General features: G+C 66.5%; 15 protein-coding genes and 1 other RNA gene. 9 read left to right on the plus strand and 7 right to left on the minus strand.

Annotated elements, in window-relative coordinates; translation table 11 throughout:
• Positions 1 to 85: 85 nt before the first annotated feature.
• From PMES_RS00250 to PMES_RS00270, 5 genes are all read right to left on the minus strand, one after another.
• On the minus strand, positions 86 to 1,735 hold the full coding sequence (locus PMES_RS00250) for a BCCT family transporter (protein WP_159963523.1): 1,650 nt from the start codon (positions 1,733 to 1,735) through the stop codon (positions 86 to 88).
• Between the two features lie 206 nt (positions 1,736 to 1,941).
• Positions 1,942 to 2,931: an acrylyl-CoA reductase (NADPH) gene (acuI, locus tag PMES_RS00255; protein WP_159963524.1), complete on the minus strand. Its 990-nt coding sequence runs from the start codon at positions 2,929 to 2,931 to the stop codon at positions 1,942 to 1,944.
• Between the two features lie 12 nt (positions 2,932 to 2,943).
• Positions 2,944 to 4,053: a dimethylsulfoniopropionate demethylase gene (locus PMES_RS00260; RefSeq protein ID WP_159963525.1), complete on the minus strand. Its 1,110-nt coding sequence runs from the start codon at positions 4,051 to 4,053 to the stop codon at positions 2,944 to 2,946.
• A gap of 157 nt (positions 4,054 to 4,210) precedes the next feature.
• Positions 4,211 to 4,921 carry a DUF1326 domain-containing protein gene (locus tag PMES_RS00265; protein WP_159963526.1) on the minus strand — a complete coding sequence of 237 codons (711 nt, stop codon included), beginning with the start codon at positions 4,919 to 4,921 and terminating at the stop codon, positions 4,211 to 4,213.
• 12 nt (positions 4,922 to 4,933) lie between these two features.
• On the minus strand, positions 4,934 to 5,707 hold the full coding sequence (locus PMES_RS00270) for a DUF2182 domain-containing protein (RefSeq protein ID WP_159963527.1): 774 nt from the start codon (positions 5,705 to 5,707) through the stop codon (positions 4,934 to 4,936).
• Positions 5,708 to 5,979: 272 nt separating this feature from the next.
• Between PMES_RS00270 and PMES_RS00275 the strand changes: the two genes are divergently transcribed.
• The 4 genes from PMES_RS00275 to fumC all read left to right on the plus strand — a co-directional run bounded on the left by PMES_RS00275 (position 5,980) and on the right by fumC (position 9,487).
• Entirely contained in the window at positions 5,980 to 7,032 is a 1,053-nt protein-coding gene (locus tag PMES_RS00275) for an extracellular solute-binding protein (protein WP_159963614.1), read from the plus strand.
• 58 nt (positions 7,033 to 7,090) lie between these two features.
• Positions 7,091 to 7,438: a transfer-messenger RNA gene (ssrA, locus tag PMES_RS00280) on the plus strand.
• An 86-nt stretch (positions 7,439 to 7,524) separates the two neighbouring features.
• Positions 7,525 to 8,001 carry an SspB family protein gene (locus PMES_RS00285; protein WP_159963528.1) on the plus strand — a complete coding sequence of 159 codons (477 nt, stop codon included), beginning with the start codon at positions 7,525 to 7,527 and terminating at the stop codon, positions 7,999 to 8,001.
• Between the two features lie 91 nt (positions 8,002 to 8,092).
• Positions 8,093 to 9,487 (plus strand): class II fumarate hydratase, encoded by a 1,395-nt coding sequence (gene fumC, locus PMES_RS00290; RefSeq protein ID WP_159963529.1) that lies wholly within the window; start codon positions 8,093 to 8,095, stop codon positions 9,485 to 9,487.
• A 102-nt stretch (positions 9,488 to 9,589) separates the two neighbouring features.
• On the opposite strand, the gene PMES_RS00295 is transcribed toward fumC, so the two are convergent.
• The gene (locus tag PMES_RS00295; RefSeq protein WP_159963530.1) at positions 9,590 to 10,183 is read right to left on the minus strand and encodes a VPLPA-CTERM sorting domain-containing protein; all 594 of its coding nucleotides are present in this window, start codon (positions 10,181 to 10,183) and stop codon (positions 9,590 to 9,592) included.
• Between the two features lie 252 nt (positions 10,184 to 10,435).
• Between PMES_RS00295 and PMES_RS00300 the strand changes: the two genes are divergently transcribed.
• Together PMES_RS00300 and PMES_RS00305 are read left to right on the plus strand one after the other, a co-directional pair.
• Positions 10,436 to 10,621 carry a DUF4169 family protein gene (locus PMES_RS00300; RefSeq protein WP_159963531.1) on the plus strand — a complete coding sequence of 62 codons (186 nt, stop codon included), beginning with the start codon at positions 10,436 to 10,438 and terminating at the stop codon, positions 10,619 to 10,621.
• On the plus strand, positions 10,618 to 10,854 hold the full coding sequence (locus PMES_RS00305) for a ribbon-helix-helix domain-containing protein (protein WP_159963532.1): 237 nt from the start codon (positions 10,618 to 10,620) through the stop codon (positions 10,852 to 10,854). The genes PMES_RS00300 and PMES_RS00305 overlap by 4 nt, the downstream gene beginning before the upstream one ends.
• A gap of 103 nt (positions 10,855 to 10,957) precedes the next feature.
• On the opposite strand, the gene PMES_RS00310 is transcribed toward PMES_RS00305, so the two are convergent.
• Positions 10,958 to 11,509 carry a cytochrome P460 family protein gene (locus PMES_RS00310; protein ID WP_159963533.1) on the minus strand — a complete coding sequence of 184 codons (552 nt, stop codon included), beginning with the start codon at positions 11,507 to 11,509 and terminating at the stop codon, positions 10,958 to 10,960.
• Between the two features lie 187 nt (positions 11,510 to 11,696).
• On the opposite strand from PMES_RS00310, the gene PMES_RS00315 reads away from it, so the two are divergent.
• The 3 genes from PMES_RS00315 to PMES_RS00325 all read left to right on the plus strand — a co-directional run bounded on the left by PMES_RS00315 (position 11,697) and on the right by PMES_RS00325 (position 15,194).
• Positions 11,697 to 12,047: a hypothetical protein gene (locus PMES_RS00315; protein ID WP_159963534.1), complete on the plus strand. Its 351-nt coding sequence runs from the start codon at positions 11,697 to 11,699 to the stop codon at positions 12,045 to 12,047.
• 112 nt (positions 12,048 to 12,159) lie between these two features.
• A complete protein-coding gene (locus PMES_RS00320; protein ID WP_159963535.1) occupies positions 12,160 to 14,205 on the plus strand; it encodes an ASKHA domain-containing protein in 2,046 nt (681 codons plus the stop codon).
• 2 nt (positions 14,206 to 14,207) lie between these two features.
• Complete coding sequence (locus tag PMES_RS00325) at positions 14,208 to 15,194, plus strand: GT-B fold glycosyltransferase domain-containing protein (RefSeq protein ID WP_159963536.1); 987 nt, start codon at positions 14,208 to 14,210, stop codon at positions 15,192 to 15,194.
• Positions 15,195 to 15,264: the final 70 nt, after the last annotated feature.

Genomic DNA, 15,264 nt, shown 5'->3' on the forward strand with positions numbered 1-15,264 from the left:
GGTCAAGGGCCCGGCGCGGCCCATGGCGGGCTTGCGCCGGGCGGGACCGGGCCGGTGCACGCTGGCATCCGGCCCGGCCGCTTGTTCATCGCGCCTTGCGCTCGCTCGACAGGCCCTTGACGATGGCCCAGCACATCAGAAGCAGGACGACCGTGAAGGGAAGACCGGTAGAGATCACCATGGCCTGCAGCGCGCCGAGACCGCCGCCGATCAGCAGGACGATCGCCACCGCGCCCTCGAAGATGCACCAGAAGACGCGCTGGGTCGCGGGCGCGTCGATCTTGCCGCCGGCGGTGATCGTGTCGATCACCAGGCTGCCGCTATCCGAGGAGGTCACGAAGAAGACGATGACCAGGATGATCGCCACCAGCGAGGTGAGCCAGCCGAGCGGCAGGTCCGCGAGCATGCCGAAGAGGCTGAGCTCGGGGGAGTAGCTGTCGATCACGTTCGCCTTCACGAGGCTGTTCTCGGGATTGGCGAAGACCTGCTCGATCGCGGTGCCGCCGAACACGGCCATCCACAGCACGCAGACGATGCTGGGCACCAGCAGGACGCTGATGATGAACTCGCGCACCGTGCGGCCGCGCGAGACGCGCGCGATGAACATGCCGACGAAGGGCGACCAGGAGATCCACCACGCCCAGTAGAAGGCCGACCAGCCCTGCCGGTAGCCGTCATCGCTGCGCCCGAACGGGTTCGAGAGCGGCACGACCTCGCGGACATAGGCCCACATCCCTTGGGCGAAACCGGTCAGGATCGCCATGGTCGGCCCGACGACGAGCACGAAGAGAAGCAGGAGCGTCGCGAGCCCCATATTCACCTCGGAGAGCACCTTGACGCCGCCCTCGAGCCCGCGCAGCACCGAGACGAGCGCCACGGCGGTGATCAGCGAGATCAGGATGACCTGCGTGGTGACACCGTTCGGGATGAAGTCGAACATGAAGGACAGGCCGGCATTGGCCTGCTGCGCGCCGAAGCCCAGCGAGGTCGCGAGACCGAAGAGCGTGGCAAAGACGGCGAGGATGTCGATCACGTGACCGGTCCAGCCCCAGATGCGCTCGCCGAAGATCGGGTAGAACGCGGAGCGGATGGTGAGCGGCAGACCCTTGTTGTAGGAGAAGAGTGCGAGCGCGAGCGCCACGATCGCGTAGATCGCCCAAGGGTGCAGACCCCAGTGATAGATGGTCGCGGCAAGGCCCATCTCGCTTGCACGCGCGACGTTTTCGGCGATGACGCTGCCATCCTCGGCGAAGGGCGAGGGCGTGCCCAGCGGCTCGGAAATGGCCATGTGGTAGACCGGCTCGAGCACGCCGAAGAACATCAGGCCGATGCCCATGCCGGCAGCGAAGAGCATCGCGAACCAGCCCAGATAGGTGTAGTCGGGGGTCGCATCGGCGCCGCCGAGCCTGACCTTGCCCCAGGGGGTGAAGATCAGCACGAGGCAGAACAGCACGAAGATGTTCGCCGCGCCCATGAAGAACCAGTCGAAGGTCGAGGTGAGCCAGGGCCGCATGGCCCCGAACATCGCCGAAGCCTGCTCCTGGAACACGAGGGCATAGAAGACGAAAAGGACGATACTGACCCCGGAGATCAGGAAGACGGGGTTATGGATATCGAGCCCGAACGGTCCGATCTGCGTCTCGATATTGTCCTGGCCGACCTCGTAATCCGTATCGATCAAGCTCACCCGGCCCTCGGGCTCGGGTATTCCGGGTGGTGATGTCTGGTCTGTCATGCGCCAACTCCTTTTGTATCTTCTCGTTCTTGTTGCGCGTTGCGCGGCTGGCCCGCCACGGAAAGGATCCGTGGCGCGTCCCGGTCAACACGTCATGCAGAGGGCGCTAGCTAACAGGTATGGGCGTCGTAGTGCAAACCGCTTGGCGCCCCGCGATGTCCCGAAGGTGGGACGGCCGCGGGGCGCCAGGGATCGGCGGGCCGGGCTCAGGCGTTCACGTCGACGAGGACGCGCCCCTTCACCTTGCCCGCGAGGATGTCGGCGCCGAGACGCGGCAGATCGTCCAGCGTCGCCGGCTGCACCATCTCCTCGAGCCGCTCCATCGGCAGGTCCGTGGTGATCCGCTTCCAGGCCCGCAGGCGGTTGTCATAGGGCTGCATGACGCTGTCGATCCCCAGAAGGTTCACCCCCCGGAGCAGGAACGGCACGACGCTCGCCGGCAGCCCGGCGCCGCCCGCGAGGCCGACGGCCGCAACGGAGGCGCCGTATTTCATCTGTCCCAGCACGCGTGCGAGCATCGCACCGCCGACGGCATCGACGCATCCCGCCCAATTCTCCGATTCCAGCGGACGCTTGACCGTCTCGGCAAGATCGTCGCGCGGCACGATCTGGCTCGCGCCGAGCGCGGTGAGATAGTCCGCGTTGTCCGGCCGGCCGGTCACCGCCGCGACCTCGTGGCCGCATTTGGCCAGGATCGCCGTGGCCACCGAACCGACCCCGCCCGAGGCGCCCGTCACGAGGACCGGCCCCTGTCCCGGCTTCAGGCCGTGATCCTCGAGCGCCATCACGGCCAGCATCGCGGTGAAGCCCGCGGTGCCCACCGCCATCGCCTGGCGCGTGCTCAGCCCATCGGGCAGCGGCACCAGCCAGTCGGCCTTGACGCGCGCCTTCTGCGCATAGCCGCCCCAATGCGCCTCGCCCACGCGCCAGCCGGTCAGCACGACCTTGTCGCCCGGTGCGTAGCGGTCATCGGAGCTTTCTTCGACCGTTCCGGCGAAATCGATGCCCGGCACATGCGGGTAGTTGCGCACGAGGCCGCCGCCGGGGCCGATGGTCAGGCCGTCCTTGTAGTTCACGGTCGAGTAGTCGACCGCGACCGTGACCTCGCCTTCGGGCAAGCGGCTTTCGTCGATCTCCTGCACGCTTGCGGAGGTCTTGCCGTCCTCGCCCTTCTCGACCAGTAGCGCCTTAAACATACTCTCTCTCCCTCAGTTCCAGAACTTGCCGCGCACCATGGCGTCGCGGGGTCCCTCGGATGTCTCGACCCTGAGCTGCGTGCCGGGATCCCAATGCGTCATGCGCACCATGCCGATCGCGACATTGGTGCCGTGGTCGGGAGACCAGATGGCCGAGCTGACCCGTCCGACGCGTGTCTCCCCGGCCATCAGGGGCCAGAGCCGGTCGCAACCGGGCACCCGATCCCCCGCGATCTCTATGGGCCGGATCTGACGGATCGGCCCCTCGATGGCAACCCTGAGCAGCGCATCGCGCCCGATGCAACCGATGGCGCTATGGGTGTCGCAAAAACGGCCAAGCCCGCATTCATGCGGGGTGTTCTCGCGCGTCATGTCGTTGCCATAGCTCAGAAGACCCCCCTCGATCCGCTCGATCAGGTTGGGGCAGCCGGCGCGAATGTCGAACTCCGCCCCCGCCTCCAGAAGCGCGTTCCACAGCGGCATGGCGACGTCCCGATCGCCCGCCTCGACATAGATCTCGAAGCCGCCCTGCTTGGAATAGCCCGAGCGCGCGATCAGAAGATCATGCCCCATGAAGGGAAACCTGGCGAAGCGGAAAAAGCGCAGCGCGGCCGCCTCCGTACCGAAGACCTTCTCGATGAGCGCGTCGGACCGGGGGCCCTGAACCGCCAGCGGCGAGACATCGGGCTCGTCGACGAGCACGTCGAGCCTGAGCCCGTAGACCACGCCCTTCACCCAGAGCAGCAGGTCGCTGTCGGCGATCGAAATCCACCAGCGATCCTCGCCGAGCTTGAGGGCGACCGGATCGTTCAACATGCCGCCCGTCTCGTCCACGATCGGCACGTAGAAGCAGCGCCCGGCCTCCATGCCGGACAGGTTGCGCGGGGTCAGCATCTGCATCAGGCGCGAGGCGTCCGGCCCGCGGATCTCGACCTGCCGCTCGCAGGCCACGTCCCAGAGCTGCACCGCGCTCTTGAGGTGGTGGTAGTCCTCCTCGACCGACGCGAAGACTGTCGGCAGGAGCATGTGGTTGTAGACGGTATATCCCTTGACCCCGGCCGCCTCGACCCCTTCCGAAAAGGGTGTGCGGCGGATCCGGCGGGAGGGCGCGATCAAAGCCATGCGAGACCCCTTCCTCGAAGCGCCGGGCGTCTCGCCCGAACGCGTGTTTCTCGGCAAGCATCCATGCTCGGCATATTCGCGGGGCGCGCGGCGGCGACGTTCGAGGCGCCAGCCGCGACATCCCGCATGCCCGGCACCCCGGGGACGGGGCGGCCGCCTACTTGCCCGGTCCCGACCAGTCGATCGGGCAGAGCTCGGCCGATTTGCCGCCGAAATCCCACACCCGGCCGTAATCGCGCACCCGGCTCTTGAGCCCGCGCGCCGCGATGATGTCGGGGCCCATCCAGTATTTCGAGTTCGAGACCATCACGGGATGTTCCGGGGATGCGCCGGCGAGCATCTCGATCTCGCCCTGGATCTTGCGGCCGATGGTGATCGCACGGCGGTTGCCCTCGCGCCGGATCTCGACCGTCTCGCGCTCGGCGCCGATGATCTCGGAGACGAGCAAGGTGAAGAGGCCGGTCGTGCCCCCGGCCGCGCCGCTGAGGATCTTCAGCAGCCCGTTATAGGCTTTCTGGCTGGCGCGCTCGTCGATATAGGCCGCCACCTTCCAGTTGCCTTCCGCCATGCGGCCGGGAATATCGACCAGCAGGCCGATATTGATCCCGTCAAGCGGCTCGCCCTCGAAATGCCCCTTGTCGACGGCGATGGCCATCCAGGCATGGCAATGGCCCTCGGTCGGCGGATGCTGCCCCAGCGACACGACACAGGGACAGAAAACATCGCACGAGCAGTTCAGGAACAGCTCTCCCTGCATCCGCCATTCCGTCGGCTGGCTCTTGCGCCGCAGCGGATTCGCCATCTGCTGCACGATACGGTCGCGCACGCGCAGCCGGTCCGACGGCGCCTTGTCTTGTGTCCTGGCCATTCTCGTCCTCCCTCAAGATAGCAGACCCGTCGCGAGCACCATCGATGTCATCCCCCCCGCCAGCAATGCCGAGCCGATGGGACGCATCAGGTAGTGACCGACCTGCGGCAGTTTCTCGAGCACCATGAAGAAAGTGGCAAGTCCCATCCAGAGCAGATTCATCACCCCGCCGGTAAATCCGAGCACCATGTAGCCCCAGCAGCACCCGCAGCAGTAGAGCCCGAGAGTGCCGCCCATGCGGATGCCGCCCCAAATGCCGGGGCGCCAGTGGCCCAGGAAATGGGTCATCGGTGCATGGCACACGCCATGGCAGATCGCCTTGGTCCGGCTGAACTGGAAGAGGCCGACCAGCGACAAGAGCGCCCCCGTCACCCAAAGCGACGTGGCCCGGCCCATCCCGTCGATCAGGCCCGCGCCGAGCAGGGCGAACTGCCCTCCGGTGATCAGGACGGCGAAACCGATCCAGGCGAGCATGTAACCCGCGAGAACCCCAATCCAGCCGCCCCAGGTCGCGTTCATCGCGTAGATGAGATCCTCGTAGGCCCTGAGCGTCGGCACCATGGTCGGCAGCATCATCGCCGCCATCATCACCGCCCACATGCCGAGCAGGACATCGAAGGGCGCCGGGCCCATCATCGCGCCCATTCCCTCGGCCGGGCGCCCGAGCAGATCGACACCGGCCTGCCGGCTCATCGCGTACATGACGGCCCATGCGGCGAGGATCGCAGCGAAAAAGCCGATCCAAAGGACATTGCGAAGCGTGTGGCGGGGGGCGAAATAACTCATGGTCGAGGTCCTCAAGGTCGGCGCTCAGTGAACCCAAGGGGCCGGCGCCTGTCAAACACCATGCCTCGCGGAACGCGCCTTGGGCCAGGGAATGCGCGCCAAGGCAACAGGCGCCGCGGCGGAAGGCAGCGGCCTCGGTGTCACCGCCGCCCCCGGAGCCACCCCCACAAGTCCGCGTCCGGCGCGTCCGGCGCGCCGCGCGAAACGCCTTGTCTGCGCGCAAGCGGGGTCCTAGCGTTTCGCGCAACGCATTCATGAGGGAGTTCGACATGATGACACGCCTGCCCCGCTTCGCCGCCGGCGCGCTTGCCGGCCTGATCGCCGTTCCGGCAACCGCCCAGGATGACGGATTGCTGGTTTTCGACTACTCGGGCTTCGAGGCGCCGGCCTTCCACGAGGCCTACACCGACACGCATGGCGGCAGTCCGGACTTCGCCTTCTTCGGTGACGAGGAGGAAGCCTTCCAGAAGATCCGTTCGGGCTTTCGCGTCGATGTCAGCCATGTCTGTGCGGGCTCGGTCAGCAAGTGGGTGGCCTCGGGCATTCTGGAGCCATGGGACACGAGCCGGATCCCGGCCTTCCCCGATCTCGACGCGAACTTGACGGGACGCGACGTGGGCGGCGCGGCCAATGCGCAGGAGGTTTATTTCCTGCCCACCGATTTCGGCTCGACCGCGATCGCCTATGACAGCGCGCAAGTCCCGGCAGAGGACGTGGCCAGCCTCGATGTGTTCCTCGATCCCGCCTATGCCGGCCGGGTGACATTGCCCGACAACGTCGATGACGCCTATGCGCTCGCCTACCTCGCGACCGGCACGACCGACTGGACGGGCGCGAGCGACGCGCAGTTCGAGGCGGCCTCGCAATGGTTGCGCGACGTGCATCCGAACCTGCGCACCTACTGGACCGATCCCGCCGAACTGGCGCAGCTTCTCGCCTCAGGCGAAGTCCTGGTCGCCTGGGCCTGGAACGAGACCCTGCCCACGATGACCGACGAGGGATTCACCATCGGCTTCGAGAGAATGCCCCGGGAGGGCTCCTCGCTGTGGCTGTGCGGCTACGTGAACCTCAAGGATGGCGAGGGATCCGAGGACAAGGCCTACGACTTCGTCAACGCCATGCTCGATCCCTCCTCCACGCAGTCGTTGCTCGATGCCGGCTACGGGCACGCCAACGCCGCCGCGATGAGCGAGATCGAAGCCGCCCGGCTCGATGCGGTGGGTCTCGGCCCGATCGAGGGCCCCGTTCTTGCGCAGCTGCCGATGGACAGCGCGCTGCGCCAGAAGCAAAGCGAGATCTTCGAGAAGATCAAGGCCGGCTTCTGAAGACGGACGAAGAGAGCGCAAGGGGGCGGAGCGGGCAATTCGTCCTGCCCGCCCCTGCATGCTTGAAATCCCGGCCCGGGCGGTCTAAATTCACCCTGTCCTTCGGGACTATGGTGATAAACGCGCAGATAATAAGCGGATCGGACCCGGGGGCGGTACCCGGCGGCTCCACCAAAAGCCCTTGTTGGGGGATAATGGGGCCGAAATAGGATCGACGGACGTCTAAAACTGTAGCTTTTACTCGGTGAGGTACCACCGTTATCGGTCCGTAAAGCATAGTTGCCAACAACAATCATGCTCCGGTCGCCGTTGCTGCGTAAGCAGTCACGGTAACCGATTTCTTAAGTCCTTGCCCCTAGCAGGGTAAGGCGGGGTTCGCAGGCACCTGGCAACAGAAGCCTGCACTTTCCCCGGCTTCCCCTTTTCGCCCGGCCCACCCTTTTCATTGGTGGTGAATCGCTTATGCTTTTGCGCAGAGGACGAGGGATAACGATGGCCAAAACGATCGATTATGGTAATTTGATGCATCGCGCCATGTGCGGGATGATCCAGAAGGTTCTCGACGATGTCGCGGCCAACGGGCTGCCGGGCGAGCATCACTTCTTCATCACCTTCGATACGATGCATCCCGATGTCGAAATCGCCGACTGGCTGTCGGACCGGTATCCCGGTGACATGACCGTCGTCGTGCAGCATTGGTATGACGGCCTCGAAGTCACGGATGAGGGGTTCTCGATCACCCTCAATTTCGGCGAATCCCCCGAGCCGCTCTATATTCCTTACGACGCGATCCGCACCTTCGTGGACCCGTCGGTGGAGTTCGGCCTGCGGTTCGAGAGCCAGCACGACACGGGCGGGGAGGATGCCGACGACGAGGAGACCCCCACCGGCAAGGAGCCCGCGGCGCCGGATGGACCGCCCGCCAAGGGCGACGCGGACGTGGTGAGCCTCGACAGCTTCCGCAAGTAGCGCGCCGCGGCGGCATTGCGAAGCCCGCGGCCGGGCTGTATCTGCTCTGCCGAGCCGTCCGAGGATGGGCGGACCAGCCCAAGGAGCCGCAATGACCCAGACCCGCACCGAGACAGACAGCTTCGGCCCGCTCGACGTTCCCGCCGACAAGTATTGGGGCGCGCAGACGCAGCGCTCGATCCAGAACTTTCCCATCGGCTGGGAGCGCCAGCCCGTGGCGATCGTGCGCGCGCTGGGGGTCATCAAGCAGGCCTGCGCCGAGGCGAACAAGGCCAATGGCAAGCTTGACGCGAAACTGGCGGACGCGGTGATCGAGGCCGCCTCCGAAGTCGTCGCCGGCAAGCTCGACGACAACTTCCCCCTCGTCGTATGGCAGACGGGCTCGGGCACGCAGTCGAACATGAACGCCAACGAGGTCATCGCGAACCGCGCGATAGAGATTCTCGGCGGCACCATCGGTTCCAAGGACCCGGTGCATCCGAACGATCACTGCAACATGGGCCAGAGCTCGAACGACACCTTCCCCACGGCCATGCATATCGCCGCCGCGACGACCGCGCGCGACGTGCTGCTGCCCGGCCTTCGGACGCTGCATGCCGCGCTCGAGGAGAAGGTCGAGGCCTTCGCGGAGATCATCAAGATCGGCCGCACCCATACGATGGACGCGACGCCGCTGACGCTGGGGCAGGAATTCTCGGGCTATGCCCATCAGGTCGCGATGGGCATCAAGCGGATCGAGGCCGCCCTGCCCCGGATCCACGAGCTGGCGCAGGGCGGCACGGCCGTCGGAACCGGCCTCAACACCGCGCCGGACTGGGCGGAAACGGTCGCGGCCAACATGGCCCGCATCACCGGCATCGAGTTCGTCACTGCGCCCAACAAGTTCGAGGCGCTCGCCGCCCATGACGCCGTGGCCGAGATGTCGGGCGCCTGCCGCGTCGTGGCCTCCAGCCTCTACAAGATCGCCTCCGACATCAGGCTCCTGGGTTCGGGTCCGCGCTGCGGCCTGGGAGAGCTGATGCTGCCCGAGAACGAGCCGGGCTCGTCGATCATGCCCGGAAAGGTCAACCCGACGCAGGTCGAGGCGATGACACAGGTCTGCGCCCATGTCATGGGCAACGATGCCGCCGTGGGCTTCGCCGCGAGCCAGGGCCATTTCGAGCTCAACGTGATGAAGCCGATGATGGCCTATAACCTGCTGCAGTCGATGCAGCTTCTCGGCGATGCCTGCGTGGCCTTCACCGACAATTGCGTGGCCGGCATCCGGGCCGACGAGACGCGGATCGAGAAGCTGATGCGCGAATCGCTCATGCTCGTCACCGCGCTCGCCCCCACGATCGGCTACGACAATGCGACCACCGTGGCCAAGACGGCGCACAAGAACGGCACGACGCTCAAGCAGGAGGCAATCGCCCTCGGCTTCGTCGACGAGCAGACGTTCGACGCGGTCGTTCGCCCCGAGAAGATGATCGGCCCGAAAAGCTGAAACGACACCGGGCGCGGCACCATTCAAGGATGCCGCGCCCGCGATCACGAGGGCCGGACCGCTCGCCGCGCCCGAAAGCGCGACGAAGCGGGTCGCCTGGGCCTATGAGCGAACGGTCTTGCGCAGCCGGAGGGCGCCCAACCCGCCGAGTCCCGCCAGCAGCATGAAGCCCGCCGCCGGCAGCGGCACGGGGGCCGGCGCCTCGATCGAGGCCACGATCTCGCCGTTGTTGTCCTCGAAATTGGAATCCCACATGAAGAGCCGAAGCTCGCCCGCCCTGTCGGCGAAGCTGGAGAAGGCACTGCCGATCTCGAAGACGGGACCGTCGCCGATCATCCCGACCAGCGATCCGAAGGAGGCTGTCAGGCCGTCATCGGTGTAGCTTCCGTAATTGTGGAACGCGCCATCGGCATTCGTCCTGAAGCTCGGGCGGTGGTTGGGATTGCCCAGAAACCAGTCATCGGAGGGATCGGCATCGACGCTGAACGCATCGCCGAAGGACAGCATGATCCCCGTCGCAAGGCCGGGGCCATGACCGGCGCGGCTATTGCGCCCGTTATAGGAATGCGCCTGTGCCTCGACGGTGAACACGTTGACGGTGCTTGGCGCCGCCGTGATCGCGGATGCGGCACTTGCCGAAAGAAGCATGCCGGTGGCAAGACCGGCGATCGAAAGGGGAGCTTTTGAAATCTTCATGATCTTTGAATGCCTCTGTTGATCCACGTCAAATCTCGCTCGTGAGGCCGATCGAAAGCGAGCGTTAATCTTGACCCGGCCGCAGATATTACGTTTATCTCTGCTATATCAGGGGGTTTTGGTGCAGGGCTCAGGTGCCGCATTATTTCCCGTTGGGCATTAATGGAATGCAACGCTCAAGATTATCGAAATTCGTGCAACATCGGACAATTCGTGCGGGCCGGACCGTGCCCCACAATGCGGAGACAGGCGATGACTGGCGATTCGAAGATTACGTCCCTCACCCGGGTCCGCAAGGCCCGGCAGCGCGAGGATGCCCGGCGCCAGGCCGATGCCAACAGCGTGAAATTCGGCCGGACCAAGGCCGAGCGCCGCGCCGATGCCGCCGTGCGCGACAAGGCGGAGAAGCGGCTCGACGATCATGGAAAGGAGCCGTGAGCACAGCTCCCCTCAAGCGCTCCTTGACGCTGCGCGGGCATCGCACCAGCGTCTCGCTCGAGGAGCCCTTCTGGCGCGCGTTCAAGGAGATCGCCCAAGAGCGCGGCGAGCCCGTCAACGCTCTTGCCGCACGGATCGATGCCGAGCGCGCCGAGGGCACGGGGCTCGCTTCGGCGATCCGGCTCCATGTGCTTGCGCATTACGTCACCCGGGCCGAGGCGCAGACGCCCTAGGAAGCCCCGGCCCCCTGCGGACCATCGCCATGCAAGGCCCCGCGCCGCCGGCCCGGCCTTGCCCCCGTCGAGGGGCCGCCCGGGCGATGCGGCGCGGACGCGCTCAGTTCGCGGCGCTGGCAGGAAGCGCGTTCGTGGTAAAGAGATAATCATCCCCCTCGGCACCCGAGTGGCAGGCGATGCAGCCCTGATCGGCGCCCTTGGCGACCCGTCCTGCCAGCTGCATTCCCTTGGGATTCTTGTCGAGCGTGCCGTCGGGGAGATACTTGGCCCAGAACCAGTTCTGCGTATCCGGATCGTACCCTTCCTCGCGGCGGAACATCACGGTGATCGCGCCCAGATGCTTGTCGGGATCGGCAAGGATCTCGTCCGCGCTGACGCCTTCGGGGCCATAGTTGCGCTTGACGACGAGCGCACCCTCATGGCCGTCCACCGTGGCATCGACGTAGAAGGTCTCGAGCATCATGCCATGGGGCGCCAAGCCCTCGTAGGGAAAGGCCCGAAGCATGTCCTCGCCGGCCATTCCATCCTCGACCATGACGTCCCAGAGCTTCGCCGCGTAATCGGTGTCCTCGGGGTTGCCGAACGGCGCATCCTGCGCCTGCAGGCCGCCCGCGGTCAATGCGATCGCCGTAGCCGTCAAAAGCGTTTTCATCGTTATTCCTCCCTCATTGGTTGGGTCCACTATGCCCCGGCAGCGGGCGGAGCGGTTTCACCATCATGTCACATGACATCACGAAACCGTCACCGCGATGGACGCAGCGTGGCTCATTCGGCAGGCTGCATGCAATGCTGCATACTGCCGGCCCCCGAAGCGAGGTGCTGCCCGAATGGCCGATCACATGACCCGACTGGCACTGCTGACCGGTCTCTTCGCATTGACCGCGCATATCGCTCCCGGCTCCGCCGAGGCCGCACCGGAAAGCGCGACCCCGCAGCTTTGCGTCACCAACGAGAGCGACGAGACCCTCAATTTCACGGTCGAGACACGGGACGGCGTCCGGCGGGGCATGCGCCTCGATCCCGCGGCCTATCTGTGTGCGCCGGGCCCCGCGCCGGATGGCGGGGTGGTGAGCGTCTTCGTCGATGAAAGCCACCTCGAGGGCTGCTCGCGCCTCGTTCCGGGCGGCGCGTCGGAGGCGCTGCGCCGTTTCGCCAGCTTCGATCGCTGCCGCTGGGCCTCTCACGACTGAGCGGCGGCACGGGCGCTTTGGCCCGGCCATGCCGCCACCGCTGGCTTTCGGCTTTCGCCGCGCCCCCGCTTCGCTATGGTCGCGCCGTAACCGTGCCCGAAGGACAGCGCTCATGAGCCAGGATCCCCTTGTCATCTTCACCCCCTCCGGCAAACGCGGGCGGGTCCCGCGCGGCACCCGCGTGCTCGACGCGGCTCGGCGGCTTGGGGTCGATCTCGATTCTGTCTGCGGCGGGCGGGGCATCTGTTCGAAATGCCAGGTCACGCCCGGCAGCGGCCAGTTTCTCAAGCATGGCCTGCACGTCGCGCAGGATGCCCTGTCGCCGTGGAACGCGGTGGAGGCACGCTACGACGAGCTGCGCGGCCTTGCGCCCGGACGCAGGCTGGGATGCCAGGCCGTCATCGAGAGCGATGTGGTCATCGACGTACCGCCCGAAAGCCAGGTGCACAGGCAGGTCGTGCGCAAGGAGGCCGCGCAACGCGACATCCGCATGGACCCGGCGACAAGGCTCCATTTCGTCGAGGTGCCCGAGCCGGACATGCACGAGCCCTCGGGCGATCTCGAACGGCTCGCCGCCGCGCTCGCCGCGCAATGGCAGATCGGCCCCCTCGATGTGCCACTGCCGGTCCTGGCGCGGATACAGCCTGCGCTGCGGGCCGGGAAATGGCGCGTGACCGTCGCCGTTCACCGCGATCACGGCGAGGGGCCCGCGCGGCTCGTGGATATCTGGCCGGGGCTGCACGAGGATGGCATCTACGGGCTCGCCGTCGATCTGGGCTCGACCACCATCGCCGCGCATCTGTGCGACCTCGACGACGGCCGGGTCCTCGCCTCGGCCGGCATCATGAACCCGCAGATAAGGTTCGGCGAGGACCTGATGAGCCGGGTGAGCTACGCCATGATGAACCCGGACGGCGATGCGGAGATGACCCAGGCCGTGCGCCGCGCCATCGACACGCTCGCGGCGCAGATCGCGGTCGATGCCGAAGTCGATCCCCGCGCCATCGTCGAGACGGTCTTCGTCTGCAATCCGGTGATGCATCACCTGCTTCTCGGGATCGACCCCGTCGAGCTGGGACAGGCGCCCTTCGCGCTGGCCACGTCCGGCGCCCTCTCCCTCGCCGCCTCCGAGCTCGACCTCTCGGCGATCAATCCCGCGGCGCGCAGCTATATCCTGCCCTGCATCGCGGGCCATGTCGGCGCCGATGCGGCCGCCGTCGCGCTCAGCGAGGATCCCTTTGCGCAGGAGGCCCTGTCGCTGATCGTCGATGTGGGCACGAATGCCGAGATCCTCCTTGGCGACCGGAACGGGGTCCTCGCCTGCTCCTCGCCCACCGGGCCGGCCTTCGAGGGCGCGCAGATCAGCTCGGGCCAGCGCGCCGCCGCCGGCGCGATCGAGGCGCTGCGCATCGACCGCGAGACCGGCATGCCGCGCTTCAGGGTGATCGGCTGCCCGCTTTGGTCCGACGAGGCAGGCTTCGAGGAGGCCGTGGGCGCGGGCGGGATCACGGGGATCTGCGGCTCCGGCATCATCGAGGCCGTGGCGGAGATGCGCATGGGCGGTCTTCTCGATGCGTCCGGCCTGATCGGCTCGGCGGCGCAGACGGGCTGCGACCGCCTCGTGCCCGACGGGCGCACGCATTCCTATGTCGTGCATGACGGGCGCCCCGATGGCGGCCCGCTCATCACCGTCACCCAGGGCGATATCCGCGCGATCCAGCTTGCCAAGTCCGCGCTCTATGCGGGCGCGCGCCTGCTGATGGACGAGCGCGGCGTCGACCGCGTCGACCGCGTCGTGCTCGCCGGCGCCTTCGGGGCCCATATCTCGCCGCTGCACGCGATGGTGCTGGGGATGATCCCCGACGTGCCCCTCGACAAGGTCACCAGTGCCGGCAACGCGGCGGGAACCGGCGCGCGCATCGCGCTTCTGGACCGCGAGGCACGCGGCAGGATCGAAAGGGACGTGCGCCGGATTCACAAGGTCGAGACCGCGATCGAGCCGCGCTTCCAGGAGCACTTCATCGCCGCGAACGCCATCCCCCACGCAACGGCGCAATTTCCGGAATTGTCGCGCGAAGTGACCCTGCCCCAGGTCAATTTCAACGCGGGAGGCGGCGATGGCGGCGGCGGCGGACGCAGGCGTCGCCGACGCGGCTGAGCATGGACGAGATCTTCGATGTTCTGGTGGTCGGGCAGGAGGGCCGGATCGGCTATGAAGCGGCCGTCTTCGCCGCCTCGCTGCGCCGGTCCGACCCCGACTTCGCCGGCCGCCTGATCGTCGCCGAGCCGCAGCCGGGGCCGCTCTGGCACTCGGACCCGCGCATCGCCGACCCGGCCCTGCGCGCCCTGCTGGGCGATCTGGGCGCGCAGATCGTGCCCTTCGCCTCGCGCCATTTCGGCAGCGAATATCCCTATGGCAACAAGATCGAGGCGCTGAGGGTCATGGATCCCGGGCGTCCCTTCGTCTTCTTCGACAGTGACACGCTGATCACCGCACCCCTCGGCGCGGTCCCATTCGATTTCGACCGGCCCTCCGCCTCGCTCCGGCGTGAGAATACCTGGCCCCGGATCGAGCTTTACGGCCCCAGCCTCGCGGATATCTGGGGGGCGCTCTACCGGCAATTCGATCTCGACTTCGCAGCCTCGCTCGATCCGGGCCATCCGGAGCATTTCTGGAAACGCTATTCCTATTTCAACGCGGGCTTCTACTATCACCGCTCGGCGCCGCGCTTCGGGGCGCTCTTCGAGCGATATGCCAGGACGATCCGCGATGCACCGCCGCCGGAGCTCGTCTTGCAGGAGCTCGATCCCTGGCTCGACCAGATCGCCCTGCCCCTCGTGATCCATGCCCTGGGCGGGGGCCTCGATGCCTTGCCACCTGGCCATCTCGACGGCGCGGCGAGCTGCCATTACCGCAGCTTTCCGCTGCTTTATGCCAGGGAGAGCGATGCCACCGTCGAGCTTCTGGAGACCGTCCTCGCGCCCAATCCGATCAAGAAGGTCCTCAAGGCATACGAGCCGCTGCGCAAGATTGTCTACCAAGGCAAGGGCCGCATCCTGCGCGACCTTTTCGACAGGGACGCCCTGCCCCGGCGCGAGGCGGCGATCCGCAACCGGATCAAGCGCGAGAAGCTCTGGCTGCGATAGGCCCGCGCCAGAACCGCCCGGATCACAATGAGCAATCCGAGCGGCAGCACTGACAAAGGGAGAAATCGTT

The sequence above is a fragment of the Profundibacterium mesophilum KAUST100406-0324 genome (genome assembly GCF_009835145.1).
Taxonomy (GTDB): domain Bacteria; phylum Pseudomonadota; class Alphaproteobacteria; order Rhodobacterales; family Rhodobacteraceae; genus Profundibacterium; species Profundibacterium mesophilum.

Coding starts and splice junctions, on each gene's coding strand:
- PMES_RS00250 (WP_159963523.1), bottom strand. CDS start 1,735: ATGACAGACCAGACATCACCACCCGGAATACCCGAGCCCGAGGGCCGG.
- acuI (WP_159963524.1), bottom strand. CDS start 2,931: ATGTTTAAGGCGCTACTGGTCGAGAAGGGCGAGGACGGCAAGACCTCC.
- PMES_RS00260 (WP_159963525.1), bottom strand. CDS start 4,053: ATGGCTTTGATCGCGCCCTCCCGCCGGATCCGCCGCACACCCTTTTCG.
- PMES_RS00265 (WP_159963526.1), bottom strand. CDS start 4,921: ATGGCCAGGACACAAGACAAGGCGCCGTCGGACCGGCTGCGCGTGCGC.
- PMES_RS00270 (WP_159963527.1), bottom strand. CDS start 5,707: ATGAGTTATTTCGCCCCCCGCCACACGCTTCGCAATGTCCTTTGGATC.
- PMES_RS00275 (WP_159963614.1), top strand. CDS start 5,980: ATGACACGCCTGCCCCGCTTCGCCGCCGGCGCGCTTGCCGGCCTGATC.
- PMES_RS00285 (WP_159963528.1), top strand. CDS start 7,525: ATGGCCAAAACGATCGATTATGGTAATTTGATGCATCGCGCCATGTGC.
- fumC (WP_159963529.1), top strand. CDS start 8,093: ATGACCCAGACCCGCACCGAGACAGACAGCTTCGGCCCGCTCGACGTT.
- PMES_RS00295 (WP_159963530.1), bottom strand. CDS start 10,183: ATGAAGATTTCAAAAGCTCCCCTTTCGATCGCCGGTCTTGCCACCGGC.
- PMES_RS00300 (WP_159963531.1), top strand. CDS start 10,436: ATGACTGGCGATTCGAAGATTACGTCCCTCACCCGGGTCCGCAAGGCC.
- PMES_RS00310 (WP_159963533.1), bottom strand. CDS start 11,509: ATGAAAACGCTTTTGACGGCTACGGCGATCGCATTGACCGCGGGCGGC.
- PMES_RS00315 (WP_159963534.1), top strand. CDS start 11,697: ATGACCCGACTGGCACTGCTGACCGGTCTCTTCGCATTGACCGCGCAT.
- PMES_RS00320 (WP_159963535.1), top strand. CDS start 12,160: ATGAGCCAGGATCCCCTTGTCATCTTCACCCCCTCCGGCAAACGCGGG.
- PMES_RS00325 (WP_159963536.1), top strand. CDS start 14,208: ATGGACGAGATCTTCGATGTTCTGGTGGTCGGGCAGGAGGGCCGGATC.